Source organism: Streptomyces sp. TRM49041, assembly GCF_008271805.1.
Taxonomy (GTDB): domain Bacteria; phylum Actinomycetota; class Actinomycetes; order Streptomycetales; family Streptomycetaceae; genus Streptomyces.
On the sequence record NZ_VSRY01000058.1, the window covers coordinates 1 to 24,963 of the forward strand.

A 24,963-nucleotide genomic window follows, 5' to 3' on the forward strand; every position below is an offset into this window, starting at 1 on the left:
CGGGCGGCCGGGCGGTCGGGCGGTCGGGCGGTCGGGCGGCCGGGTGGCCGGGCGGGCGCCCTGATCCCCGTGACCCGGCGGCGTTACGCTGCGGGCATGACGAGTGCCGCTACGCCCGCCACGCCCGCGTACCGACGGCTCAGCGTCGAGGAGCGGCGCACCCAGCTCCTCGCCGCCGCGCTGTCGCTCTTCGCGCACCACGCGCCGGACGAGGTGTCGCTGGACGATGTCGCCGAGGCGGCGGGGGTGTCGCGGCCGCTCGTCTACCGGTACTTCCCGGGCGGCAAGCAGCAGCTGTACGAGGCCGCCCTCCGCTCGGCCGCCGACCGGCTGGAGCTGTGCTTCGCCGAACCGGCCGAAGGCCCGCCCACCGAGCGCCTCGCCCGCGTCCTGGACCGCTACCTCACCTTCGTCGACGAGCACGACGCCGGGTTCAGCGCCCTCCTCCAGGGCGGCAGCGTCGCCGAGACGTCCCGTACGACGGCGATCGTGGACGAGGTGCGACGGGCCGCGGCCGAACAGATCCTCGTCCACCTGGGCGTACCCGAGCCGGGGCCGCGGCTGCGCATGATGGTGCGCACCTGGATCGCGTCCGTCGAGGCGGCGTCCCTGATCTGGCTCGACGAGGACAAGCGCCCGCCCGCCGCCGAGCTGCGCGGCTGGCTCGTCGACCACCTGGTGGCCCTGCTGGCCGCGACCGCAGCGACCGACCGGCAGACCGCGAAGGTGGTGGCGGCACTGCTTGCCCTGGAGACGGCGGACGGCCCGGTCGGCACGCTGGCCCGCCGTGTGGTGCCCGTGGTGGGCGACGCCGCCCACCTGCTGTGACACTGGTCCCGTGCGAACCGAGAACACCCCCTTCTCCGGCGGCCCCCTGGACGGCCGCGTCCTGCCGGTGCTGACCGGCCCGACGGGCCACCCGCCGAAGTGGTACGAGGTCCCCGTCCCCGACGAGGACGGCGGCCCGCCCACCGTGTACGCCTACCGTCGCGTGCCCTCCGGGTACACGCGGCGGCTCGGGCTGCGGCGCGGCTGGAAGTACGCGTACGAGCCGGGCGGGCGCGAACGGCGCGGCCTCAAGTGGCCGTGGTCGAAGCCGGACCGGGCGGGCCGGTCGTCGTAGCGCGCCGCCCGGGCGCCCCCGGTCCCCCTACCCGGTGACCGCCTTGACCCGGTTCGCCCAGTAGTCGTTTCATCGGCCTGCCTGACGCCCCATCATTGCTCCGTGACGGGAGGTGGTGGCATGTCATTCCGCAGGGCGGCGTCCGCCGTGGCGCTCGTGTCATCGCTCGTACTGGTGACACCGGCACCGCCCGCGACGGCGGCCCCCGAACCGACGCCGGAACCGACGCCGGAGCCGGCCCTCGCGGAACCGACGCCGGAGCCGGCCTCCCCGGAACCGACGCCGGAGCCGGCCCTCGCGGAACCGACGCCGGAAGCCGCTCCCGAGCCGGCCTCGGGGTCGGGGGCGTCGCTGTCGGAGCTGCTGACCCGGCTGCGGCAGCTGTACCGGGACGCCGAGGCCGCCGGGGAGACGTACAACGCCGCCCAGGAGGAGCTGAAGGCGCAGACCGCCGAGGCCCGGAGGCTCGGCGGGGACCTGGCGCGCACCCGGGACGCGCTGGCGGACGCCCGGGCCGTGGCGGGGCGGCTGGCACGGGCCCAGTACCAGGGCCGTAGCGACCTCTCCCCCACCCTGCGGCTGCTCTTCGCCCGCGACCCGCGCCACGCGCTGGACCAGGGGCAGGTGTTCCGGCGCGCGGCCCGGGAGCGGGCGGCGGCGGTGGCCCGGCTGGAGAGCGGCGAGACGCGGGCGGACGCGGTGGCGACGGCCGCCCGCCGGGCCCTGGACCGGCACCAGACCCTGATCGCCACGCGGCAGGCGGCCCGGGACAGCGCCCTGGCACGGCTGCGGCAGGTCGAGGAGGTGCTCGCCGGGCTGTCGTCCGAGCAGCTCGCGGAGCTGGCCGCGCTGGAGCGTGCCCGGACGGCCGAGGCCCAACGGGATCTGGAGGCCACCGGGGCGCCGGTCGGGCAGCGTGCACCGTCCCGGGAGGGCGCCGAGGCCGTGGCGTACGCGACGGAGCAGCTCGGCAAGCCCTACGAGCTGGGCGCGGCGGGCCCGGACTCCTTCGACGACTCGGGCCTGACGTCCCGGGCATGGGCGACGACGGGCCGACGGGTGCCGCGCACCAGCCAGGGCCAGTGGCGCACCCTCCCGAAGGTACCGCTGCGCTCCCTGCGCCCCGGCGACCTGGTGGTGTACTACCCCGAAGCCACGCACGTCGCCCTGTACATGGGCGACGGCCGAGTGGTCCACGCCCCCCGCCCCGGCGCCCCCGTCACGGTGTCGCCACTGGCGGCACACCCGGTGCTCGGCGCGGTCCGCCCGGACACCGGCACCCGCGCCCTCCCGTCGTACACCCCACCACCGCTACGGGACGCCGGGTCATAGCGCCGGGTGCGTTCACGATCAGCCCGTTCGCGCGGGGGGCGCCGCCGCGGATGCGGTCAGGACGGGGCTACGGACTCCAGGTAGGCGGCTGTCTTGTCCGGGTCGTAGAGGTAGCTCTCGAAGTCGGACGGGTCGTTGAAGCCGTTCGCGAAGCGGTGGGCGACCGCCGGGTTCTGTCCGGCCGCGCCGATCAGGTTGAGGACGTGCTGCGGCGGGGCGCCGAGCATGGCGTTCGTCCACTTGGTGACGTGCTGGGCGGTGTCCCAGTAGCGCTCGAAGGCGGCGCGCATCCACTCCTCGTCGAACGGGCGGTCGCCGTGCTCGGTGATGGCGGTGAGGTAGGACGCGGCGCACTTGGCGGCGGAGTTGGAGCCCTGGCCGGTGACCGGGTCGTTGGCGACGACGACGTCCGCGACACCCAGCACGAGGCCGCCCCCGGGAAGGCGCCCGACGGGCTTGCGGACGGTGGGCGCGTACCGGCCCGCGAGCGTGCCGCCCTCGTCGGTCAGCTCGACCTTGGTGGCGCGCGCGTACTCCCAGGGCGTGAACCGCTCCATCAGCTCCAGCGTGAGCGCCAGGTGCTCGGCCGGGTCGTTGACGCCCCGGAAGACGTCGAGCGGCCCGCCGGGGATGCCCTCCCAGAAGAGGATGTCCGCGCGGCCGCTGGTGGTGAGCGTCGGCATCACGAACAGCTCGCCGACCCCCGGCACCAGATTGCAGCGGACCGCGTCGTAGTCCGGGTGCTCGGGGCGCGGGCCGAGCCCGTGGACGTACGAGACGGCCAGGGCGCGCTGCGGCTCGGTGAACGCGGAGCGGGCCGCGTCCCGTTCGAACATCGACACCAGCTCGCCCTTGCCCGCGGCGACGAGCAACAGGTCGTACGAGCGGGAGAAGTAGTCCAGGTCGGACACGGCCGCGCCGTGGATGACGAGCTGCCCGCCGCGCTGGGCGAAGGTGTCCATCCAGCCGGCCATCTTGACCCGCTGGTCGACGGACTGGGCGTATCCGTCCAGCCGGCCCACCCAGTCGATGGCCCGCGAGCTGTCGGGGGCCGCGACCGAGACGCCGAGGCCCTCGATACGCGGTGCCTGGGGCTCCCAGAAGTTGATGCCGAGATCCCGCTCGTGCTGGAGCGCCGTATCGAACATGCACTGCGTGGACATGACACGCCCATAGCGGATCTCGTCAGCCGTGCGGTTCGACATCAGGGTGACCTCGTACCCCTGTGCCTGAAGCCCGAGGGCGAGCTGGAGCCCGGACTGGCCGGCTCCGACGATGAGTATCTTCCGCATCGAGAAGGGGCCTCTTTCCTTGGTGTTGGCTGGCTACGCGGGGGTCTTCTCCAGGGCGCGCGTGACGAGCGCCAGGAGCGACTCGATGACGGTGAACCGTTCACGCGCGTCCATGATCACGATGGGTACGTCGGGCGGGACCGTGAGCGCGTCCCGTACGTCCTCGACCTCGAACAGCTCAGTACCCTCGAAGTGGTTGACCGCCACGACGTAGGGAAGACCGCAGCTCTCGAAGTAGTCGAGCGCCGCGAAGCAGTCGGTGAGTCGCCGGGTGTCGGCCATGACGACGGCGCCGATCGCGCCGCGCACCAGGTCGTCCCACATGAACCAGAAACGCTTCTGCCCCGGGGTACCGAAGAGATACAGGACCAGGTCGTCGTCGAGCGTGACACGGCCGAAGTCCATCGCGACGGTCGTCGTCAGCTTGTCGGGCGTCGCGGAGAGATCGTCGGTGCCCACGCTGGCCTGGGTCATCAGGGCCTCGGTCCGCAGCGGGGTGATCTCGGAAACCGATCCGACGAAGGTGGTCTTGCCCACCCCGAAGCCGCCCGCGACGACGACCTTCGTCGCGATGGGCGCACGGGTGTGGTCGAGCTGCCAGGCCGGCGGCGTCTCCTCGTCGGGCAGGTCAGAGACGGCGAAGTCCACTCAGCACCCTTTCCAGCAGTGCGCGGTCGGGCTGACCGGTGCCATGCCCGGTCCCGTACACACGGAGCTTTCCCTGGTCCGCCAGGTCGCTGATGAGCACCCGGACGACACCGAGCGGCATCCGCAGCAGCGCGGAGATCTCGGCGACCGTACGCATGCGGCGACAGACCTGGACGATGGCCCGCATCTCGGGCATGAGCCGCCCGACGGCACCGGCGGGCCGGCTGCCTTCTCGCGCTTCCCTGGCTCCCCTGGCCTCCCTGCCCTCCGGGGCTTCCAGCGCGGCCACGAACGTCTCGACGAGCAGGACATGCCCGAAGCGGGTACGGCCGCCGGTGAGCGAGTACGGGCGGACACGGGCGGGGCGGCGGCCCTCGCCGCGCACGGGGAGCTTGGCCGACAGCGCGGTCACCGGTCACCCTCCATCGATTTGCGCAGCTCGCTGCGGAGTTCCGGAGTGAGGACGTGCCCGGCGCGGCCCACGAAGAGGGCCATGTGGTACGCGACGACGCTCATGTCGCAGTCGGGCGCGGCGTGCACACCGAGGAGCGAGCCGTCGCTGATCGACATGACGAAGACGCTGCCCTCCGCCATGGCGATCATGGTCTGCTTGACGTTGCCGCCGTCCATGAGGCGGGCGGCGCCGACGGTGAGGCTGGCGATGCCGGAGACGATGGTGGCGAGGTCGGCGCTGGAGCCACGGGGGCCACGCGGCCGCTCGGCGCCGCTGTCGCGGCCCTGCTGATCCGGATCGGAGGAGAGCAGCAACAACCCGTCCGACGACACGACTGCGACCGACCGGGCCCCTGGCACCTCCTCCACGAGATTGCCCAGCAGCCAGTGCAGATTACGTGCCTCGCTGCTCAGTCCTTGGGTGTCGGTGCCGGTCGTCGCACTCAACTGTGTGCCTCCTCGACTGTGTCCCCCGTTCCTGATGCCGCTTCTTCCGTATGTACGGCCCGTACGGCCTCTGCCTCCGCCTCGGCGTCCCGTCGGCCGTCCTTGGCGCCCTGGTGGAACCCGCCGAGTCTGCGGCGCAGTTCTTCGGGGTCGATGCCGCCGGTCCGCTCGGCCGGCGCTCCCCCGGCGTCGACCAGCTGCGGCGTCCGCTTGGGCAGCCCCTTGTCGGTCACCCGCTCCCACTCGGGTCCGTCGCCCTCGGCGCGCTCGTGCGCGTCGCCCTCGGCGAGCGGCAGGCGCACCTGGAGCGTGGTCTCCCCCTCGGACCGGCCGATCAGCTCCACATCGTCGGCGGCGGCACTGTGGTCGGGCGCGTCGCCGGAGGCCGGGTCGGGGGCGGTGTCGGTGCCGGGGGCCGGGTCGGGGTCGGGGTCGGCCTTGTCCGCCGTTCCCTCGTGGGCGGGCACTCCGCCCTCAAGGGCTTCCCCCGTGGCCGCCTCGGCCGGCAGCTCGGTGTGCTCCGGCCGTACGCGGCCCTGCAACGCGTTGGAGTTCGCCTCGGCCACCGAGCCCGGGAGGCTCACCGCCGGCGCCCCCTCCCCGATGCCCGCCGACGAGGGCGCGGCGGTCGGCGGGGCGTCCGGCAGGAGGTTCCGGGGCAGGACGACCACCGCCGTCACACCACCGTGCTTCTCCTCGCGCAGCTCCACCCGCACCCCGTGCCGCGCCGCCAGCAACGCCGCCACGCGCAGCCCGAGCCCCTCGCCCTCGGGCTCGTCCGCCGCCTCGCCCGTCGCCCCACCCGCCAGGGCCAGGGCGCGGGCCTCGGCGCGGGACGGGTCCACGAGGCGGGCGTTCAGTTCGGCGAGCCGGGCGGGGGTGATGCCGATGCCCTGGTCCTGCACGGACAGCATCACGTCGCCGCTCTCCAGCAGCCACCCGGACAGCTGGACCTGCGCGTCCGGCGGCGAGAACGACGTCGCGTTCTCCAGCAGCTCGGCCAGCAGGTGGCTGACGTCGTCCGCCGCGAACCCGGCCACGTACGAGTGCGGCGGCAGCGACTGGATCGCCACCCGCTCGTACCGCTCGATCTCGCTGACGGCCGCGCGCAGCACGTCGACCAGCGGCACGGGCCCCTGATGGGCGTGGCTGTGCTCGTGGCCGGCCAGGATCAGCAGGTTCTCGCTGTGCCGGCGCATGACCGTGGCCATGTGGTCCAGCTTGAACAGCGTGGCGAGCCGCTCCGGGTCCTGCTCGTGGTCCTCCAGCTTCTCGATGACGGTCAGCTGGCGTTCGACGAGGCCGAGGGTCCGGAGGGACAGGTTGACGAACGTGTGGTGGACGGTGTGCCGCAGGCGCTTCAGCTCGGCCGTGAGGCGCTCGGTCTCCGAGCGCAGCTCCGCGTGGACAGCGGCCAGCTCGGCCGCCTCCGCCTGCCGCTCGCCGTCCAGGTCGGCGCGGGCGCCGAGGGCGAGGAGCTTGCCGTGCAGCGTGTTGAGCGACCGTACGACCTGGGCGAACTCGTCGTTGCGGCCGGTGAACCGGACCGGCTCCTCGGTCTCCGGCGCCTCCGCGACCCGCGCGGCGCCGATCCTGAGCACGGCCAGCGGCCGGGTGAGCGTACGGGCCACGGCCGTCGAGACGCCGATCGCGATGAGCAGGCAGCCGCCGAGGAGGGCGATGCGCAGCTCCAGGGCGGTGACGTCGTCGTCGCGGAGCTCCTCCATGCGCTCGACCTGGCGGGTGGCGAGCGCCGACTCGACGCCGCGCATCTGCTCGATACGGGCTGTCAGCGCGGCCGCCAGCTTGTCCGGGTCGGTCTTCTGCTCGCTCTTGCTGAGCTCCGGGCGGTCGGTGAGGTCGCCCAGGTATGTCTCGGCGGCCTTGACCTCCGGGCCGGTGACGGTCGCGGCGAGCGAATCGCGGGTGGCGGGGTCGGCGGCGGCGGCGAAGTCGGCGAGGGCGACCTGCTCACGGACGCGGGCCCGGTGCGCGGCGGCGCTCAGCTCGTCACGGGAGCGCCCGGCGGCCTCGGCCTCCGGGTCCTTCTTGGTGACGTAGCGCCCGCTGACGGGGTCGAACACAGTGCGTTCGGCGCTGGACGCGACGGGCAGGGCGAGCGCGGCGAGCAGCAGTCCACGGGTGGCGGATGCCTGCTCGACGGCCTGGCCGAGTTCGGCGGGGGCGCGCCCGGGACCGTCGGCGGCGCGGGCGGGGGTGCGGTCGGCGAGCCGGGCGGCGAGGGCCCGGAGCTGGTCGATGACCTCGGTGTAGGCGCGGTGGGCCGCCGTCGCGGTGCCGTCGCCGGTGAGGGCGGTGCGGCGGAGGGACGGTACGTCGGCGAGGGCGCGGCGCAGGTCGTCGGGGGCGGCGGCGCGGATCTCCTCGATCTGGCGGTCGACGCGGGCACTGTGGGTGCTGGAGAGGGTGGGTGCGGCGCGGCCTGCGCCGTCATCGGTGCTGCCGCCGGCGCCGCCGTCCTCGCCGTCGGCGTCTCCGCCGCCCTCGCCACCGTCCCCGGAGGCCGCGCCCCGGCCCGCGGCGATGTACGCCGTGACCTCGTCGCGCTCGTCGGAGAGGGAGTGGGCGAGGGTGACCGCCTGCCGGTTCAGCTCGGCGAAGGTGACCAGCCCCTGCGACTCCGTCAGGTCGGCGGAGGTGGTGAGCACGGCCGGGGTCCCGGCGCCGATGACGGTGATGCCGACCAGGGCGACGCCGACCACGAGCCGGTTCCGTACCCGTACGCTGCGGCCGCCCGGAACGTGGGGATCGCCGGGAGTGTCACTGCGCTTCTGCACCGGTGCTCACATTCTTGAACTCGTTCGCCCATGAAGCAGAGGTGACGACCGGTCACACATGGAGAGCGCTCCCACCCCTGGTACGGGTTCCGACCATTCCAGCCCTTTTCGGAAGGGAGCTCCCGTAGGCCACTCCGCCACCCGAACGAGTGAACAACACTCTGGAGTTGGCGAACAACTCCCGCCTCCGCGCGCGGAGGGGCCGCGAAGGGGGCCGGGTTGGACCTTCCGCGCGGGCTTTGGCAGTATGCGCGCCCGCATGTCGCACGGCGGGCCCGAGTGGAACGCGACCCCCGCCCCCGGCGCTTCCCTGACCTCCTGGTACAGGCCAATCACCGAGTCATGTGCGCAGCGTGAAGGAGTCATGCAGACTGAGGTCCATGCATGCTGAAACCGCTTCTCTGCCCGGCGACCCGGAACTCCCCAACGAGGACTGGGCTGCCATGGCGGTTCCGGCGTCGGGGGTGGGCGGTGTGCTCGTGGTTCTGGACGGCGTGACGCCGCCCGCCGGGGACGATGGTTGTGTGCACTCGGTGCCCTGGTTCACGGCACGACTCGGGGGCGCCCTGACCGAACTGTCCGCTTCGCGGCGGGACCTGACACTGACCGACATCCTGGCGGACGCAATCCGGCGCACCGCGGACGCCCACCGCGCATCGTGTGACCTTTCTCACGTGCGCACTCCTCAGGCGACGGTGGCTCTGGCGCGCTGGGACGCGGAGGCCGTGGAGCATCTGGTGCTGTCCGACTCGGTGCTGCTCCTCGAGTCGCCGGAGGGCGCGGTGCGCGCGGTGCTCGACGACCGGCTGGACCGTATTCCGCAAGAGGTCCTGCGCTCGCACGCGGCGACGGACCGGCTCCGCAACGCGGAGGGCGGCTTCTTCACGGCGGCGGCCGACCCGTCGGTGGCGGCGCGGGCGGTGACGGGCGTGACGGCGCGCTCCCGGGTACGGGCGGTGGCGGCCCTGACGGACGGCGCGTCGCGGTGGGTGGAGTTGTTCGGGCAGGGCGACTGGGCGGACTGCCTCGCCGTGCTCGGGAAGGAGGGCGCGCGGGGTCTGCTGGACCGGGTGCGGACCCTGGAGGCCCGGGACGCGGAGGCGGGCGGGGTGCGCCGCTGGAAGCTCCACGACGACGCGACGGCTGCGTACGCGGAGCTTTGAGGGGGCGAGGGCGGTGGGGGCGCTTGTGCGGGACGTCCGAAGCGGGACGTCCTAAGCGGGGCCTCCGGCGCGCGGCCTCCGGCATGGGGCGCCGAGCTAGCGGCCCTCGGAGTGCGGACCGCCCGGGACGTTCGGGTCGCGGCTTTCCGCCCTCGTGTTGAGCTGGTGGAGAAGGCGGGCGAGCTCGGCGACCTCCGCGCGGTCCCAGTCGGCGAGCTTGCGGACGTAGCGGGCGCGCCGGGCGTCGCGTACGTGCCGGAAGCGGGTGCTGCCCTCGTCGGTGAGCCGTACGAGGGAGGCGCGGCCGTCGGCGGGGTCGGGCTCGCGGACGATGAGCCCGAGGTCCTCCAGGGCGCGCAGCTGGCGGCTCATCGTGGCCTTGCCGACGCCGAAGTACCCGGCGAGCTCGGTCGCCCGCTGGGCGCCCGCCTCGTCGAGCCGGACGAGCAGCCCGTACGCGGCGGGCTCCAGCTCCGGGTGGACCTCGCGGGCCATCTCGCCGGACGAGGCGCGGGCGCGGCGCAGGAACACCGCGAGTTCGCGTTCGAGGGCGAGGAACTCCTGGTCCGCAGCGCCGGGACCGGAGGGCCCTGGTCCGTTCCCCGTACCACTTCCGTGCATGTCCGCACCCCTCGCGCGCTGTTCCGCCGTGACGATGTCCTCGCGCCGCGGGCGGTGGCCGCGGCACGGCAAGTATTTCGCAGGCGGCGTTCCGCTTGTGGCCCCAGGTCGTGTCCGAGGCGGCCGTCGGCGCAGGCCGACGGGGTCGGCGGGGCCGACGACGGGTCGGCGGGGCCGGCGGACGGGCCGGGCCGGGCCGGCGGACGGGGGCCCGCGGGTGTGAAGGCGTGCTCCCAGGGGCACCGGAGGGGCCCGACCCCGATGCCGGTCCAGCCTGTCTGCTCGCGCGGTTCACGCGGCGCCCCCGGACGGCCGTCGTCTCGCCCGGTTCCTTGGCGCCGCCGGGAAAGGGCCGGTGGACGCCGCCGCCTCGCCGTCGTAGCGGAAGACGAAGACGACGCCGTCGTGGCCGAGTACGGCGGCTCGGGCGGCTTTCCCGGGTGTACGGGTACGGCCTGGGGCCGGTGCGCGACGGGACCGCTCCGGCGCACCGCGCACCGCTGCCCCGGTGCCCGCGGTACGCCGGAGCTTCACCGACCGGTGCCGTTCCACGGACGTACGGCCGTGGAAGTTCCCCCTGGCGGCCGGCGAGGCTGGTCGTACCCCACCGGCGCCCGGCTGCCGCCCATCCTGCCGTGCGGCCGCGTGGCGCGTAACCGCCGGTCGGCCCCCTCCGACCGGCGGGTCGTCACAGCGGCAGAACCGCCCGTACGACGAAGCCGCCCTCCGGGCAGGGGTGCGCCGACAGACAGCCTCCGAGCAGCTCGGCGCGCTCCCGGAGCCCGACCAGCCCGTGCCCGCCGCCGGGCAGGCCGCAGCCCGACAGTACGGTTCCCCGCGGTGCCCCCGGCGCTCCCGGGACCGGCGTGCGCGGGGCCGGGAACGGCCCCTTCGCCTGCGGGTCCTTCCGCTGCGGCTCCCTCGGCGGCGGGTCGTTGCGGACCTCGACCGTCAGGGACTTCCGGTCCGGTGCCGGGGTGACCCGGACGGTGACATGGGCGTCCGGAGCGTGTTTGCGGACGTTGCTCAGGGCCTCCTGGACGATGCGGAAGACCGTCGACTCGACGTCCGTGTCCCAGCCCTCCTCCTCGGGTCCGGTCAGATGGACGGTGACGTCCAGGAGGCTGTCGGCCGCCAGTTGGCGGAGGACGGCGAGGCCGGGGCGGGCCGCGGGGGCCGACGCGTCCAGGTCGGAGCCGCGCAGCACACCGACCATGTCGCGGAGCTCCTCCAGTGCCTGGACGCTGTGGCGGCGGATGCTCTCGGCGGTGTCCCGCTTCCAGGCGTCCCCCGTCTCGGCGGCCCGCAGCGCGCCCGACTGGACGGCGATGATGCCGACGTGGTGGGCGACGGTGTCGTGCATCTCGCGGGCCAGCCGGGCGCGTTCCCCGGCGACGGCACGCTCGGACTCCAGGCGCCGCTCCCGCCCCTGGGTGGCCGTGAGGTCCGCGAGGCGGGCGCGCAGTTCGACGCGGGTGGCGGCGAGGAGGCCCAGCGCGGTGGGGCCCACGCTCAGCAGCCCCGCGGCCTCGACGGACGTCAGGATCTCCTCGCGGGTCATCGTCGCCAGCTCCATGACGGGCCAGGGGCACACCGCCGCCGTGAACAGCAGCGCGCAGGCCACCCCCGTCCGGCGGCGCGACCGGCCCGTCGCCACCTCGAACATCGCGATCATCGGCGGCAGCCACAGGTGCCCCGTCAGGATCGACGGCAGCGTCGCGCAGAGCGTCACCATCGGCAGTCGGCGCCGCAGCGGCAGGGCGAGCAGCGCGGCCGCGCACACGGCGAGCGGCACGGTGCTGAACGCGTCGGCGACGGTGAGCAGTTCGGCCAAGGCGACGACCACGACGACCCGCTCGGCGGCCGAGCGGCGGGACCTCATCGCACAAGCCGCAGCTGATGCGCGCGTACCGCCGCCTGCACCCTGTTCGTCACGCCCAGCTTGCCCAGCAGTGCGCTGACGTGGTCCTTGACCGTGGTCGTGCCGATGTGTAGGCGCTGCGCTATCTCCGTGTTGGACAGGCCCTCCGCGAGCAGGGCCAGCACCTCGCGCTCCCGTGCGGTCAGCTCCTCCGCGAGCGCGCGTTCCCGCGCGCCGAGCGGCGGCGGGTCCGTCAACTCCCCGCTCTGCGCGCGTAGATAGCCGTTGACGACCGTCCGGGCCACCTTCGGCGCGATGACGCTGCCGCCCGCCGCCAGTTCCTGGATCAGGTACTCCAGCTGCTCGGGGGCGGTGTCCTTCAGCAGGAACCCGGCCGCACCGCCGCGCAGGGCCGCCGACAGGTGCTCGTCCGCGTCGAAGGTGGTCAGCATGGCGACGACCGGCGGCTCGGGCAGCGCCCGCAGGTCCGCCAGGACGCTCAGCCCGTCCCGGTCCGGCATCCGTACGTCCAGGAGGACGACGTCCGGCCGGTGCAGCAGCACCTCACCGACCGCCGCCGAGCCCGTACACACAGCCACGACCTGTGCGCCGTCGAAACCGTCGACAATGCGTCGCAGTCCCTCTCTGATCAGGACCTCGTCGTCGACGATCATCACGTGCACTGCTGGACGGTTCATACGGCCGGACCCCACTCAGGCGTTCTGGAGCGCCCTCAGCATAGGCGCTGCGGGCACCGCCGGGCCCCCGGCACCGCTCGGGTGCCGGGGGCCGTCGACGCCGGTGTGTCAGCCGCAGTTGCCCGCCGGACGGTCACGGGTGACGAGGTTCGTCCAGCCCGTGGTGCCGTCCAGCCAGACGACCCGCTTGCCGGAGTCCGCCGCCGGGGAGAGCTGCATGCCGCGGTTGCAGGACAGGCGCTGGGTGCGCGAGCCGTCCGTGGTCAGCTGCCAGATCTTCGGCAGGGTGGCGTTGCGGAGCTGTTCCGAGCCGTCGTCGGCCGGGTGGGCGCTCACGGTCACCGCCGTGTCCGACACCGTCAGGTCCGAGGCGACGAGGGCACCCGGCTTGTACTCGCTGCTGATGTCGTACGTGCCGGTGCCGTCGATGCCGGTCCTGCGGATGGTCAGCTGCCCGTCGTCCGCGGTGTTCTCGTCGTTGAGCCAGAAGACATGGGTGGCGTTGACGCCGGTGCGGCCGAGGGACTGCGGCTCGCCGAGCTGCTCGGCGAGGACCGTCTTGCCGGTCTTCAGGTCGAGGATCTCGACACCGAGCCGGTAGTCGTCTTCACCGGGGTAGAGCTTGGCGTAGGCGACGCGGCCGTGGCCGATGGACGGCAGGCCGGTGAGGGTGTCGGCGCGGGCGCCGTCGACGTACGTCGGTGTGGGGTCGCCCGGCCGGAAGAACCCGACGTGACGGCCGTCGCCGAAGAGGTCGTACAGGTCGAAGACGGTCACGCCGCGGTCGACGCGCAGGCTGAGGATGTCGGCCTGGGTGGACAGCAGCTTCTTGATGGGACCGCCCGTGACGGGCCGGGACAGGACGTCGATGCTGTCGGGCCCGTACGCGGCCCACACCACCGTCCTGCCGTCGGTGGCCGGGTTCACGTGGAAGCGGCCGTCGTTGGGGCTCATCAGCTTGGGTGCGCCCTTGCCGTCGACGCGGCCGGCGTAGACGGAGTACGGCTCGGAGCCGTCGTCGTTCGACGTGGCCGCGACCCACCAGCCGCCGCCGGCCTGCACCTCGGTGCCGTCGGTGTTCACCTTGCGCAGAAGGGTGTCGGAGTCGACGCCGAGGGCGTTCTCCCAGCCGGGCACGATGCCGTGCGCGTTGAAGGACCGCTTGGCGGCGTTGATCTGCCGGGCGTTCGCGCCGAGGTTCCTGGCCGCGGCGACGATCGCGGCGCGGCCCTCGGTGAAGCCGTCGAGCGGGGTGAGGTACTCGGTCAGCGCCTTGTAGACGATCCGGTCGGCCAGCTCGGGGCCGAGGTCCTGGCGCAGGTCCCACAGGGCGCCGGAGAAGATGGTGGAGTTGAGGTGGACGCCGCCGTTGTCGATGCCGAAGGTGACACCGAGGAAGTCCTTGGAGGTGGTGGCTCCGTCGTCGAGGTCGCGCAGCGCGCAGTCACGCGGCCCGGCGGTGCGGCAGAGATCCTCGCCGATGAGGCCCGCGTCGGGGTCGTCCATCGAGAGGCCGGAGCGGTCGACGTCGATGGCGTTGCCGAAGTAGTCGGCGACGGCCTCGTTGAGGGCGCCGGACTGGCCCGCGTAGACGAGGTTCGCGGTGTTCTCGACGACGCCGTGGGTCATCTCGTGCCCGACGACGTCGAGGTCGGCGGAGAGCGGCTTGAACTCGTCGTCGCCGGAGCCGTACACCATCTTGGTGCCGTCCCAGAAGGCATTGACGTACGGCTGGCCGAAGAGTGTCACGCCGACGAGCGAGTTGACGGTGGAGCCGCGTCCGTCGAGGCCACTGCGGCCGTGCCGCTCCTTGTAGTAGTCGAAGACCTCGCCCGCCGCCCAGTGCGCGTCGACCGCGCCGGACTCGGTGGCCTCACGGCCGAACGCGGGGGTCGGCGACGCGAACTCCTTCATGTCCCCGGGCCACGTGCCGAGGACCTCGAACACGTCCTTGTCGCGGGCGTCCCAGGTGGTGAGCGTGTTCTCGCTGCTGTCGGCCATGCGGGCGTGGTCGGCGAGGACGTACGGGCCCTCGGCGGACGGGCGGTGGATGTTGAGGGCCACCTTGCTGCCGTCGAGGCGGACGCCGCTGCCGGAGGCGCCGTCGGCCGTGTCCGTGGAGGCCGCCTTGCCGGACTGCCCGGCCTTGCCCTGCTTGCCCGCGCCGCCTGGCCTGCCCGCGCCGCCTGCCGTGGTGGGCGGGGCGATGGTCTTGATGCCGGTGTACTGGAGGACGGGGTACCCGGCCCGGGCGTCGACGTACACGTGCTGGAGGACCGGCTCGCCGGTCGTCGGGTGGGTGCCGCGCACGGTCACGTGGTACGCCAGGACGCCCTCGCCGCGCGGGATCACCACCAGGCCGCCGGAGCTGCCCCGGAACGCCCGGCCCTCGTCGGAGCCGCCGCGCCGGGCCTGGCCCGTGCCCGGCTTGGCGAGCCGGTCGCCGCCGAGCCGGGAGTGCGTCGCGCTGACGGCGCGGCGCACCGCGGTCTCCTCGCTGACGGACGGCTTCGTACCGACCGTCAGGCCGGTGAAGTACTTGCCGGACGTGCCGGTGACGGCCCGTGCGCCCTTCCCCGTCTCCATCCGGACGACGTACTGCCCGCCGAGCACGGGAACGCCCCGGTGCTTCTGCTGGAGCCGTACGGTCTCCTCCGCACCGCGCTTCAGGGTGTGCACGGGGGCGAGATCACGCCGTGGTTCGGGGATCTTGTAGCGGCTCTCCTTGGCGGCGAGGTGACCGCGCGCCGCGTCGGCGGCCGAAGCCCTGGCGTCCACCGGTTCACGGAGGCCGTCGACGAGGGACGGGGTGTCCGTCTCGGGCAGCGGGATGATGTCGGTGCCCGGTCCGCCGGGCCGGTCGTCGCCCGGCCTCGCGGCGGTGGCCTGCGGGTTCGCCGCCGTCCTGGTGGCCTCGGCGGCCTGGGCGGCGGGCACCGCGGTGATCAGCAGTCCGGCGGCGAGGAGTGCCGCGCCCCCGGTCGCGGTCGCCCCCTTCCGTATGCCGGTTCCCGCCGAAGTCGTCCTGGGTCTGCGCACAGTACGTACCCCTCCTACGTGCTTGGTCAGAGCCGTTCGGGTGGTCGGGGACATGCAAGCGGCGCGGTTCGCCCGGGGGCAATGAGCCAAGTGTGCGGAGAAGTGGACATGCACACTTGTGTGTCCGGTGAGGGCGCGGTGAGAATCCGTCACATGATCAAGGGGGAATTGCCCCCACTTGGCCTGGGCGAGGCCGAGGAGCGGGCGTATGAGGCATTGCTACTGGAACGGGCCGATCGGGTCGAGGAGTTGGCGCACCTGCTCGGCCTGCCGCGGGAGCGGGTGCACGCCGCGCTGGACCGGCTCGTCGAGCACGGGTTCGCCCGGCCGGCGGACCCGGACGAGAGGGGCGGGCTGCCGCATCCGGCGGCGCCGGCCGCCGCGATCCGTACGCTGATCGACCGACGTCAGGCGGAACTGCACCGCCGGTCGGCCGAGTTGGAGCGGCTGCGGCTGACGGCCGAGCGGCTGGCGGCCGAGCGGGCCGCCGGGACGGGCGCGGCCGGCGTCGGCGGGGTCGAGACGGTGACCGGGCGGCGGGCGGTCGACGAGCGGGCCGGGCGGCTGCTGGCCGGCGCCGAGCGTGAGGTGCTGGTGATGGACCGGCCGCCCTACGCGGGCCTGGACGTGGGCGGGTTGCTGGCCCGAGGTGTCGAGGTGCGCGCGGTACTGGACCGGGCGGGCCTCACCTGTCCGGCGCGGGCGCGCGCGGTGGCCGCACTGGCGCGGCGCGGACTGCGGGTGCGGGTGACGGCGGGGGTGCCGACGCGGCTGGTCGCGGTGGACCGGCGGGTGACGCTGCTGCCCCCGGCGGACGCGGCCGACCCGAGGGCGTACGGGCTGGTGGTCGCGGACGCGCGGCTGCGGGAGGTGCTGGTGCCGCTGTTCGAGGCGGTGTGGGAGCGGGCGACGCCGCTGGACGGCCGGCCGCCGTCGGAGCCGGCCGACGGCGCGGAGGAGCAGGGGGGCGGCGAACAGCGCGAGCTGCTGCGGCTGCTGGCGGCGGGGCTGAAGGACGAGGCGATCGCGCGCCGGCTGGGCGTCCATGTGCACACGGCGCGGCGCCGGATCAGCCGGCTGCTGGAGGCGCTGGACGCGCGGACCAGGTTCCAGGCCGGGGCGCGGGCGACGGCACGGGGTTGGCTGGAGTCCTGATGCCGGGCGGGAGCGTGCGGGCCGTACGGGTCGGCCCGCGCGGCGGCCGCCCGGCCGCCGCGCGGTCGGCCGGCCGCCCGGGACGCACGGGTCAGGCCACCGTCGCCACCTCGACGTCGGCGGTCGCGGGCGACAGGGCGATGTCGAGCACCTGCCGTACGTCCGTCACGGTGTGGACCTCCAGCTTGTCGAGGACCTCGGCGGGGACGTCGTCGAGGTCGGCCTCGTTCCGCTTGGGGATCACGACGGTGGTGATCCCGGCGCGGTGCGCGGCGAGCAGCTTCTGCTTGACGCCGCCGACGGGCAGCACGCGCCCGGTCAGCGAGACCTCGCCGGTCATCGCCACGTCCGTACGCACCAGCCGGCCGCTGAGCAGGGAGGCCAGCGCCGTGGTCATGGTGACACCGGCGCTCGGGCCGTCCTTCGGCACGGCGCCGGCCGGGAAGTGGATATGGACGCCCCGGTCCTTGAGGCCGGTCACGGGCAGTTCGAACTCGACGCCGCGGGAGCGGAGGAAGGAGAGCGCGATCCGCGCGGACTCCTTCATGACGTCCCCGAGCTGCCCAGTGAGGGTGAGCCCCGCGGCACCGGTCTCCGGGTCGGCGAGGGACGCCTCGACGAAGAGCACGTCGCCGCCCGCCCCGGTAACGGCGAGTCCGGTCGCCACGCCGGGTACGGCGGTACGGCGCTCGGCCGGGTCCTGAGCGGACTCGGGCACGTGGTGCGGCCGCCCGACGAGCCCGCGCAGATCGCCCTCGCCGACGGTGAACGGCAGCTTCCGCTCACCCAGCTCGGCTTGGGCGGCCACCTTGCGGAGCAGCCGGCCGATGGCGCGCTCCAGGTTCCGTACACCGGCTTCGCGCGTGTAATCCCCGGCGAGCTTCCGCAGTGCGGCCTCGTCGATCGCCACCTCGTCCCCGCCGATCCCGGCGCGCTCCAGCTGGCGGGGCAGCAGGTGGTTCCGGGCGATGACGACCTTCTCGTCCTCGGTGTAGCCGTCGAGCCGGACGAGTTCCATGCGGTCGAGCAGCGCTTCCGGGACGGCCTCCAGCACATTGGCGGTGGCGAGGAAGACGACGTCGCTCAGATCCAGCTCGACCTCCAGGTAGTGGTCCCGGAAGGTGTGGTTCTGCGCGGGGTCGAGGACTTCCAGCAGGGCCGCGGCGGGGTCGCCCCGGAAGTCGGACCCCACCTTGTCGATCTCGTCGAGGAGAACGACGGGGTTCATGGACCCGGCCTCCTTGACGGCGCGGACGATACGTCCCGGCAGGGCTCCGACGTACGTACGCCGGTGGCCGCGGATCTCGGCCTCGTCCCGTACGCCGCCGAGGGCGACGCGGACGAACTTCCGCCCCATGGCATGGGCGACGGACTCGCCGAGGCTGGTCTTGCCGACACCCGGGGGCCCCACCAGCGCGAGCACGGCGCCCCCGCGCCGGCCGCCGACGACCCCGAGGCCGCGGTCGGCACGGCGCTTGCGGACGGCGAGGTACTCGGTGATCCGCTCCTTCACGTCGTCGAGCCCGGCGTGCTCGGCGTCGAGGATCTCCCGGGCGCCCCGGATGTCGTACTGGTCCTCGGTCCGCTCGTTCCAGGGCAGTTCGAGGACGGTGTCGAGCCAGGTGCGGATCCAGGCGCCCTCGGGCGACTGGTCGCTGGCGCGTTCGAGCTTGTCGACCTCCTTGAGGGCGGCGGCACGGACGTGCTCCGGCAGATCGGCACGCTCGACCCGCCCCCGGTAGTCGTCCGACTCGCTCTCGCCGTCCTCGCCGTCGAGCTCCCGGAGCTCCTTCCGGACGGCCTCGAGCTGCCGCCGCAGCAGAAACTCACGCTGCTGTTTGTCGACGCCCTCCTGGACGTCCTTGGCGATGGACTCGGCGACGTCCTGTTCGGCGAGGTGGTCGCGGAGCTGTTCGGTGGCGAGCCTGAGGCGGGCGACGGGGTCGACGGCCTCCAGCAGCGCGACCTTCTGTTCGAGGGTCAGGAAGGGCGAGTACCCGGAGTTGTCGGCGAGGGCGGAGACACCGTCGATCTGCTGGACCCGGTCCACGACCTGCCAGGCGCCGCGCTTCCGCAGCCAGCTGGTGGCGAGCGCCTTGTACTCCTTGACGAGCTCGGTGACGGCGCCGGGCAGCGGCTCCGGCAGCTTCTCCCCCACCGCGGTCCCCTCGACCCACAGCGCGGCCCCGGGCCCGGTCGTCCCGGCCCCGATCCGTACCCGGCTGACGCCCCGGATGAGCGCCCCCGGGTCCCCGTCGGAGAGCCGCCCGACCTGCTCGACGGTCCCGAGGACGCCGATCCCCGCATACGTCCCGTCCACCCGCGGCACCAGCAGCACCCGCGGCTTGCCGCTCCCGTCCCGCGCCGCGGCCTGAGCCGCTTCGACCGCCGCGCGTACGTCGTTGTCGGACAGATCCAGGGGCACCACCATCCCCGGCAGCACGACCTCGTCGTCGAGCGGCAGCACGGGCAGGGTGAGCGATGCGGACGTCGAAGCCATGATCTCCCCTTCGGCAGCCAAGTTGAGCTATATCGACTCAATGCAGCTGAGCCGCCGAGTGTTCCCCGCTACTGTTCGCTGGGAGCGATCAAGCCTGTGTGTTTGATCGTGCCGGACACAGTCGTCATCGACGGCGGGAAGGTGTTCATCTCCGACACGTTCATCCGGGCCTGTGACCGGCTCGGGATCTCAGTGCAGCGGGCTCGCCCGCGCACGCCGACCGACAAGGCCATCGTGGAGGCGACGTTCTCGGCGATCAACACGCTGTTCGTCCAGCATCTGGCCGGGTACACGGGAGCGAACGTCTCGCGTCGCGGCGATCGGGTCGAGGAGCGGGCGGTGTGGACGATCCCCGACCTCCAGGAACTGCTGGACGAGTGGATCCTGGCCGGGTGGCAGGCCAGACCGCACGACAGTCTGCGCGATCCGTTCCGTCCGAAGAAGTCGGTGTCGCCGAACGACAAGTACGCCTCGCTGGTCGCGGCCTGCGGCTATCTGCCGCTCGTGCTACGCGGTGAGGACTACCTGGAGCTGCTGCCGGTGGCCTGGCGGGCGGTCAACGACTACGGCATCCGGATCAGCTACCGCACCTACGACTGCGCTGAGCTGGGGCCGTACCGGCGCCAGCACTCCGGCATCACGGCCAAACGCGGACTGTGGGAGGTGCACTACGACCCCTACGACCTGTCGCAGGTGTTCGTACGCACCCAGCAGGGCTGGATCACGGTCCCCTGGGTGCACCTGCCTCTGGTGAACGGGCCGTTCGCCGACTTCACCTGGCAGCATGCCCGCCGCCTGGCCGCCGAGGCCGGGCTGGACGACACCAATGAAGCCGCGGTCGCCCGTGTTCTGGACGAACTGCTCACCCGCGGCGAGCACGGCCCGGACAGGAGGTCGACAAAGGTGGTGGGCCGCACCCGTGCCTCGCTCCCCGTACCCATGCCGACCACGACACCCCGGATCGAGACGGAACCCGAGCCCGAAGCTGCATCAGAGGCTCCGGTCTCCGTGGCGGATTTCGGCGTCTTCGACGCCCACGCCGAAGCTGAAAGATGGATATGAGCAAGCGTAAGACGACCTCCCCGGCCCGCACCGTGAACTTCGATGGCGACGATTCGGCGCCGCCGGACAACCCGCTGATCACAAAGGAAGGGTGGGGCCATTTCGTCGGGCACGAGCCAGTCCCGCCCCGACTGCTGACGGCGGCCGAATGGACGGCACTGACCCCGCGCGAGCGCCTGCGCGAGCAGGAGCGTCGCCGTGAGTATCACGCCGACCTGCCGATGGTGAACACCCCGACCATCCGCAAGGTCGTCGCCACCTCGCGGCTGCTGATCCAGCTCAACCGCAACCAGATCTCCGCCCGTCGCGGCGTGTTCCTCTCCGGCGCCTCCGGCACCGGCAAGACCACGGCCCTGACCCAGTTGGGCCGGGCGCACGAACTGGCCGTCCGCAAGCGGTACCGCCGCGACGTGAACCGGCTGCCGGTCGTCTACGTCACCGTCCCGCCCGCGGCGACCCCGAAGATGCTGGCAATGGAGTTCGCCCGGTTCTTCGGGCTGACCTTCCCCAGCAGGGCGAACGTCACCGACATCGTGGACGCGGTCTGCGCGACCGCCGCCCATGTCCACGTCGACCTGGTCCTCGTCGACGAGCTGCACAACCTCAACCTGGCCACCCGGTCCGGCGCCGAAGCCTCCGACCAGCTCAAGTACTTCGCCGAACGCCTGCCCGCCACCTTCGCCTACGCGGGCATCGACATCGAATCGGCGGGGCTGTTCGCCGGCACCCGGGGGCGTCAGATCGCAGGACGGTTCGTCGTCGTCCCGGCCACGCCGTTCTCCCATGCGACCGCGACGGAGCAGGAGGAGTGGCGAGCGCTGGTCGGCACCCTGGAGTCCATGCTCCGGCTGCGCGAGCACCACCCGGGAACGCTCACCGGGCTGAGTGAGTTCATCTTCCACCGCACCGGCGGCATGATCGGCAGCCTCTCCCAGCTCATCCGCGGCGCGGCGGTCCTCGCCATCGAGGACGGCAGCGAACGCATCACCGAAGAACTCCTCACGCTCGTGCCGGTCGACTACGCCGCCGAACAGTCCGAGAAACGCACCGCCCCCGCCAAGCCCACCACCCGTCGGAGGCGCGCGGCCTGATGCTCCTGCGCCGTCTTCCCGACCCTGTCCCTCCCGCCCGGCACGAGATCCCCGTCTCCTACATCAGACGCCTCGCCAACCTTCATGGCCTGGACGTCAGCGACCTCTGGGTCCAGGTCACCCAGCGGGAGAAGTCCGGCGGTATGCGTCGCGTGGTCGTCCCCGAGCGGCTCGTCGCCCTCACCGGCCGCAGCGTCCACGCCCTTGCCGGCGCCATGCCGGAGCTGCGCAATCCGCAGCCGGACTGGCGGATGTTCCGCCACACCCCGCAGACCGGCTGCCGCCGCTGCGACGCCCGGCACCCCGGCGGCGTGGTGCTCCGGCTCCTGCCCCACCACCGCTACGTCTGCCTGCGCCACCACACCTGGATCGGCCCTCCAGACGCGGACTGGCCCGCGGCCGACCTGAGCGAACTGCCCGACATCGTCCACGCCCAGCGCCAGCACCTTCGCCTCCTGCACCGCCGCGGTGTGCCGTTGACGTTCGACGCGGTGCTGACTGCCTTCAGCTTCTGCGGACACATCTGGAACTCCGCCGACGACCACCCCAAGCAACGCGGCCCCGACCACATCTGGCACACCTGGGACGCCCGCACGCGGGTCTTGATACCGGAGGACGACGAGGCCGTCATGTACGGCTCGTACAGCACATCCAAGCTGTTCGCCGCCGTCTACCCCGAGGCCGTGAGCCTGGCCGTCATCATCGCCTCGCCCTACTGGCGCCGCGTCGCGGACGCGAGATCACCACGGGAGCGTGAGCGCTTCTTCCAGGAGATCAGCCGCCGCATCACCTACCCCTACGACGACGCCTCCGTGTTCGGCGACGCCATAGCGCACTGGAGCAACACCGACTCCTGGCGCCCACCCTCCCAGCCCCTACGGACCTACTCACCCGCGAGAGCGACAGGCTCTCCCCCACCACTCCACAGGGCCCAGTCCCGACGGGACGAGAAAAGCGCCGCCTGGTTCAGCATCAGCAAACGCAGGGTCGGGGCCACCCTGCTCCGCCACAACCACATCAGACCCGTCATCACGCGCGAGTGGCGACCGGACTACGAACGGATCGACGGCGCCATCTGGCACAGCACACGCGTCGACGAGGACTTCCAGGCCGAAACAGCCCGTGAGAGAGCCGCCCTGGGCGAATACCTTCTCAAGATCCGCGCCGCACAGGCCAAAGCACGAGCCGACGCAGCAGGCATACACAACTGATAACCGATGCAGGCACGTGACTTCGGACCCCGGCGACGAGTATCGGAGCTCCGCGGCGCGCCTGAGTGCTGCACCGCAGCAGGACCGGATGACCGACCTGAGCAACCAGGCCGGTCAAACAGTCCCGTACACGCTTCAAAATTACTCGCCGGTATGCCATACGAAGGATGCCGCCCCGCCGAAGACAGCAAGCCATTCGACAGCAGGTTCGAGACAGAACGATCAGGCATCGCGACGCCCTCATATCCGGAATGAAGTGCTCCCAATCTCGGTTCCACCTGACATTTCCCAGACTGAATGAGACCGTCGAGCCATCCAAACGTGAAGCGAGTCACATGCGACGGGTCACGTACACGACTTAGGGTGACAATGTCGATCACGGGCCAAGGGGTTCCCCTCCCACCTCAATGTGGGCGTGTGCGATGCTCCAACTGATAGGCCCATTTGCGAGTAGACCCACTACCAGGGATGCCGAGGTGTTGGCGTGCAAAGAAGCATTCCGAAAGACCGGATTCTCATCACCGGAGGCGCCGGATTCATCGGTGGCCACCTTGCCCGCGCGCTGGTGGCATCCGGGGAAGAAGTAACAGTCCTGGACGACCTGCGTGTGCCGCCGATGATCCCTCCGGAAGGCACCGGAAAGTTCTTAGAAAAACCCGTCCTGGAGTTAGAGGAGAGGGACCTCTCTGACGTACGCCTCGTCTACCACCTGGCGTCGCACAAGAGTGTTCCTCGCTCCTTCAAACAGCCACTCGACTATCTCGACAATGTGGACTCGGGGCGCCACCTGCTGGCTCTCTGCACGAGCGTTGGCGTGCCGAAGGTAGTCGTCGGGAGTACGTGCGAGGTCTACGGCCAGGCCGACACACTACCGACACCCGAAAGCAGCCCTCTGTCCCCGCGCTCGCCCTACGCCGCGAGCAAGGTCGGGCTGGAGATGGTGGCCAGGGCCCACCAGCGCGCCTCAGTCGCTCCCGAGGTGGGCATCGTTCGCTTCTTCAACGTCTACGGCCCCGGCGAGCGGCCCGACGCCCTCATACCCCGGCTCTGCGCCAACCTCCTGACCAGGAACGAACTGCCTGTCGAGGGCGACGGCGAGCAGCGTCGCGACTTCACCTACATCACGGATGTCGTGGGCAAGCTCATCGCGCTGGCGAACCGACCGCTGCCCTCAGTCGTCAACTTCGGTTCCGGCCGGTCCCTCTCCGTGAACGACGTCATCCGGATCCTGCAGGCGACCTCTCCGGCCGCCGAGGTCGCGCGGAAGCAGCCCCGGCCGAACGAAATAACGGAGTTCCGGGCGGACACCGCCTTGCAGACCCGGCAGATCGGAAAGAGGTCCGGCGGGATCGGAATCGAGGAAGGCATTCGCCTCACTCTCGAATGGTGGCAGTCGCGGGACCTGGACGACATACGCCAGCGCATCTTCCAAGAGGAGGGGTCCGACTGATGGCCGGCTACACCGCACCTGTACGCGCCAGTCTGGATGTCACTTACGCATGCGACCTGCGCTGCATCCACTGCCGCACGAACACCGGGGAGATCCCCGTCCACATCCGCCGCAAGATGCTGTCCATCGAGCAGTTGCAGGACATCATGCTCCAACTGGACCGGATGGGGACATTCGAGATCACCCTCACCGGCGGGGAACCGACGATCCGCAAGGGCTTCTGGCAGCTTCTGGACGTCGTTCCGAAACTGCGGCATTCGACCGTCACCCTCATCACGAACGCGGCGGCACACACACAGGAACAGCTCGACCGCATCGTAGACAGCGGCATCTCGTCCATCCGAGTCAGCATGGACGGTACGCGGGAGACGTTCGCCGCCGTACGGCTCATGGACGTGTTCGACACCGTTATGGAGAACTCGATCTACCTCCGCGACCGTGTGCGCAGCTTCAAGGTGCTGACCACGGTCATGAAGACCAACCAGCACAACGTGTTCGACCTCGCGCACTACCTACGAGCCCACGGCTTTCGGCGCCAGGACCTCATCCTGGTCCGGGCGCACGGCCGCGGTGGCCGCAACCGGCTGCTCCTGACAGAGGAGGAGACCATGGCGGTCCACCGCAAGGTGACCGAGTTCAAGCAGGACGTGCCGGCCACGGACTTCGACCTGAACCTCAACGCGCCCTACCTGGTCCCGGGCGAGAAGCTGCGCCCCTTCCAGGACGTCGTCATGTTTCCTTACCTGGTACGCGACAGCAGCATCGCGATCTCCGCCACAGGCGACGTGACCATGAGCCGCCTCTACAGTGCCGCGCCCTTGGGAAACACCAAGGATGCTCCCGTGCAGGAGATCTGGACGCAGGGGCAGCAGCAGCTCGTCCAGGAGCAGGAGGAGTACACCGAGGAGCGTCTGCGCGAGATCTTCTGGGACTTCGCGACCGGTGATGGACCGGACGGTCCCCCGCTCACCTCGCTGCTGGACCGGCAGATCTTCGAAGGCGCGGAGGTGAGGTAGGCC

The 24,963-nt window shown here is 72.1% G+C and carries 20 protein-coding genes; 10 read left to right on the top strand and 10 right to left on the bottom strand.

The window, feature by feature from the left end; all coding sequences use genetic code 11:
* Positions 1 to 96 precede the first annotated feature (96 nt).
* The 3 genes from FVS66_RS03195 to FVS66_RS03205 all read left to right on the top strand — a co-directional run bounded on the left by FVS66_RS03195 (position 97) and on the right by FVS66_RS03205 (position 2,455).
* Positions 97 to 828 (top strand): TetR/AcrR family transcriptional regulator, encoded by a 732-nt coding sequence (locus FVS66_RS03195; protein ID WP_149179428.1) that lies wholly within the window; start codon positions 97 to 99, stop codon positions 826 to 828.
* A gap of 10 nt (positions 829 to 838) precedes the next feature.
* Positions 839 to 1,123 (top strand): hypothetical protein, encoded by a 285-nt coding sequence (locus FVS66_RS03200; RefSeq protein WP_149179429.1) that lies wholly within the window; start codon positions 839 to 841, stop codon positions 1,121 to 1,123.
* A 120-nt stretch (positions 1,124 to 1,243) separates the two neighbouring features.
* Positions 1,244 to 2,455 (top strand): C40 family peptidase, encoded by a 1,212-nt coding sequence (locus FVS66_RS03205; protein ID WP_149179430.1) that lies wholly within the window; start codon positions 1,244 to 1,246, stop codon positions 2,453 to 2,455.
* A gap of 56 nt (positions 2,456 to 2,511) precedes the next feature.
* Here FVS66_RS03205 and FVS66_RS03210 read toward each other — a convergent pair whose 3' ends face one another.
* The 5 genes from FVS66_RS03210 to FVS66_RS03230 are packed head-to-tail and all read right to left on the bottom strand — an operon-like array spanning position 2,512 to position 8,093.
* Positions 2,512 to 3,747 (bottom strand): styrene monooxygenase/indole monooxygenase family protein, encoded by a 1,236-nt coding sequence (locus tag FVS66_RS03210; protein ID WP_149179431.1) that lies wholly within the window; start codon positions 3,745 to 3,747, stop codon positions 2,512 to 2,514.
* Positions 3,748 to 3,780: 33 nt separating this feature from the next.
* Complete coding sequence (locus FVS66_RS03215; RefSeq protein WP_149179432.1) at positions 3,781 to 4,395, bottom strand: ATP/GTP-binding protein; 615 nt, start codon at positions 4,393 to 4,395, stop codon at positions 3,781 to 3,783.
* Positions 4,376 to 4,807: a DUF742 domain-containing protein gene (locus FVS66_RS03220; protein ID WP_149179433.1), complete on the bottom strand. Its 432-nt coding sequence runs from the start codon at positions 4,805 to 4,807 to the stop codon at positions 4,376 to 4,378. The genes FVS66_RS03215 and FVS66_RS03220 overlap by 20 nt, the downstream gene beginning before the upstream one ends.
* The gene (locus FVS66_RS03225) at positions 4,804 to 5,295 is read right to left on the bottom strand and encodes a roadblock/LC7 domain-containing protein (RefSeq protein ID WP_149179434.1); all 492 of its coding nucleotides are present in this window, start codon (positions 5,293 to 5,295) and stop codon (positions 4,804 to 4,806) included. The genes FVS66_RS03220 and FVS66_RS03225 overlap by 4 nt, the downstream gene beginning before the upstream one ends.
* Entirely contained in the window at positions 5,292 to 8,093 is a 2,802-nt protein-coding gene (locus FVS66_RS03230; protein WP_262386782.1) for a nitrate- and nitrite sensing domain-containing protein, read from the bottom strand. Before FVS66_RS03230 ends, FVS66_RS03225 begins: the two co-directional genes overlap by 4 nt.
* Positions 8,094 to 8,473: 380 nt before the next feature.
* On the opposite strand from FVS66_RS03230, the gene FVS66_RS03235 reads away from it, so the two are divergent.
* A complete protein-coding gene (locus tag FVS66_RS03235; RefSeq protein WP_149179435.1) occupies positions 8,474 to 9,256 on the top strand; it encodes a protein phosphatase 2C domain-containing protein in 783 nt (260 codons plus the stop codon).
* Between the two features lie 96 nt (positions 9,257 to 9,352).
* On the opposite strand, the gene FVS66_RS03240 is transcribed toward FVS66_RS03235, so the two are convergent.
* The 4 genes from FVS66_RS03240 to FVS66_RS03255 form a co-directional block, all read right to left on the bottom strand.
* Positions 9,353 to 9,877, bottom strand: coding sequence for a MarR family winged helix-turn-helix transcriptional regulator (locus FVS66_RS03240; RefSeq protein WP_149179436.1), 525 nt, complete (start codon positions 9,875 to 9,877; stop codon positions 9,353 to 9,355).
* A gap of 688 nt (positions 9,878 to 10,565) precedes the next feature.
* Complete coding sequence (locus tag FVS66_RS03245) at positions 10,566 to 11,759, bottom strand: histidine kinase (protein ID WP_149179437.1); 1,194 nt, start codon at positions 11,757 to 11,759, stop codon at positions 10,566 to 10,568.
* Positions 11,756 to 12,436: a response regulator transcription factor gene (locus FVS66_RS03250; RefSeq protein WP_262386783.1), complete on the bottom strand. Its 681-nt coding sequence runs from the start codon at positions 12,434 to 12,436 to the stop codon at positions 11,756 to 11,758. Before FVS66_RS03250 ends, FVS66_RS03245 begins: the two co-directional genes overlap by 4 nt.
* 108 nt (positions 12,437 to 12,544) lie before the next feature.
* The gene (locus FVS66_RS03255) at positions 12,545 to 15,475 is read right to left on the bottom strand and encodes a M4 family metallopeptidase (RefSeq protein ID WP_262386784.1); all 2,931 of its coding nucleotides are present in this window, start codon (positions 15,473 to 15,475) and stop codon (positions 12,545 to 12,547) included.
* Positions 15,476 to 15,628: 153 nt separating this feature from the next.
* On the opposite strand from FVS66_RS03255, the gene FVS66_RS03260 reads away from it, so the two are divergent.
* Positions 15,629 to 16,630 carry a LuxR family transcriptional regulator gene (locus tag FVS66_RS03260; RefSeq protein ID WP_149179439.1) on the top strand — a complete coding sequence of 334 codons (1,002 nt, stop codon included), beginning with the start codon at positions 15,629 to 15,631 and terminating at the stop codon, positions 16,628 to 16,630.
* 91 nt (positions 16,631 to 16,721) lie between these two features.
* Here FVS66_RS03260 and lon read toward each other — a convergent pair whose 3' ends face one another.
* Positions 16,722 to 19,130: an endopeptidase La gene (gene lon / locus FVS66_RS03265; protein ID WP_149179440.1), complete on the bottom strand. Its 2,409-nt coding sequence runs from the start codon at positions 19,128 to 19,130 to the stop codon at positions 16,722 to 16,724.
* 108 nt (positions 19,131 to 19,238) lie between these two features.
* Between lon and FVS66_RS03270 the strand changes: the two genes are divergently transcribed.
* The 5 genes from FVS66_RS03270 (at position 19,239) to FVS66_RS03290 (ending at position 24,960) form a co-directional block, all read left to right on the top strand.
* Complete coding sequence (locus tag FVS66_RS03270; protein ID WP_262386785.1) at positions 19,239 to 20,192, top strand: Mu transposase C-terminal domain-containing protein; 954 nt, start codon at positions 19,239 to 19,241, stop codon at positions 20,190 to 20,192.
* Positions 20,189 to 21,283 carry a TniB family NTP-binding protein gene (locus FVS66_RS03275; RefSeq protein ID WP_149179441.1) on the top strand — a complete coding sequence of 365 codons (1,095 nt, stop codon included), beginning with the start codon at positions 20,189 to 20,191 and terminating at the stop codon, positions 21,281 to 21,283. The genes FVS66_RS03270 and FVS66_RS03275 overlap by 4 nt, the downstream gene beginning before the upstream one ends.
* Complete coding sequence (locus tag FVS66_RS03280; protein WP_149179442.1) at positions 21,283 to 22,494, top strand: TniQ family protein; 1,212 nt, start codon at positions 21,283 to 21,285, stop codon at positions 22,492 to 22,494. The genes FVS66_RS03275 and FVS66_RS03280 overlap by 1 nt, the downstream gene beginning before the upstream one ends.
* A 484-nt stretch (positions 22,495 to 22,978) precedes the next feature.
* The gene (gene tunA / locus FVS66_RS03285; protein WP_149179443.1) at positions 22,979 to 23,944 is read left to right on the top strand and encodes a UDP-N-acetyl-alpha-D-glucosamine 5,6-dehydratase TunA; all 966 of its coding nucleotides are present in this window, start codon (positions 22,979 to 22,981) and stop codon (positions 23,942 to 23,944) included.
* Entirely contained in the window at positions 23,944 to 24,960 is a 1,017-nt protein-coding gene (locus FVS66_RS03290; protein WP_149179444.1) for a radical SAM protein, read from the top strand. Before tunA ends, FVS66_RS03290 begins: the two co-directional genes overlap by 1 nt.
* The last annotated feature ends 3 nt before the right edge of the window (positions 24,961 to 24,963 follow it).

What these genes read in the sequence shown, in the direction of transcription:
- FVS66_RS03210 (WP_149179431.1), bottom strand. Translation starts at nt 3,747, where the DNA reads ATGCGGAAGATACTCATCGTCGGAGCCGGCCAGTCCGGGCTCCAGCTC.
- FVS66_RS03205 (WP_149179430.1), top strand. Translation starts at nt 1,244, where the DNA reads ATGTCATTCCGCAGGGCGGCGTCCGCCGTGGCGCTCGTGTCATCGCTC.
- FVS66_RS03245 (WP_149179437.1), bottom strand. Translation starts at nt 11,759, where the DNA reads ATGAGGTCCCGCCGCTCGGCCGCCGAGCGGGTCGTCGTGGTCGTCGCC.
- FVS66_RS03240 (WP_149179436.1), bottom strand. Translation starts at nt 9,877, where the DNA reads ATGCACGGAAGTGGTACGGGGAACGGACCAGGGCCCTCCGGTCCCGGC.
- FVS66_RS03280 (WP_149179442.1), top strand. Translation starts at nt 21,283, where the DNA reads ATGCTCCTGCGCCGTCTTCCCGACCCTGTCCCTCCCGCCCGGCACGAG.
- FVS66_RS03195 (WP_149179428.1), top strand. Translation starts at nt 97, where the DNA reads ATGACGAGTGCCGCTACGCCCGCCACGCCCGCGTACCGACGGCTCAGC.
- FVS66_RS03260 (WP_149179439.1), top strand. Translation starts at nt 15,629, where the DNA reads ATGATCAAGGGGGAATTGCCCCCACTTGGCCTGGGCGAGGCCGAGGAG.
- FVS66_RS03290 (WP_149179444.1), top strand. Translation starts at nt 23,944, where the DNA reads ATGGCCGGCTACACCGCACCTGTACGCGCCAGTCTGGATGTCACTTAC.
- lon (WP_149179440.1), bottom strand. Translation starts at nt 19,130, where the DNA reads ATGGCTTCGACGTCCGCATCGCTCACCCTGCCCGTGCTGCCGCTCGAC.
- FVS66_RS03235 (WP_149179435.1), top strand. Translation starts at nt 8,474, where the DNA reads ATGCATGCTGAAACCGCTTCTCTGCCCGGCGACCCGGAACTCCCCAAC.
- FVS66_RS03250 (WP_262386783.1), bottom strand. Translation starts at nt 12,436, where the DNA reads ATGAACCGTCCAGCAGTGCACGTGATGATCGTCGACGACGAGGTCCTG.
- FVS66_RS03275 (WP_149179441.1), top strand. Translation starts at nt 20,189, where the DNA reads ATGAGCAAGCGTAAGACGACCTCCCCGGCCCGCACCGTGAACTTCGAT.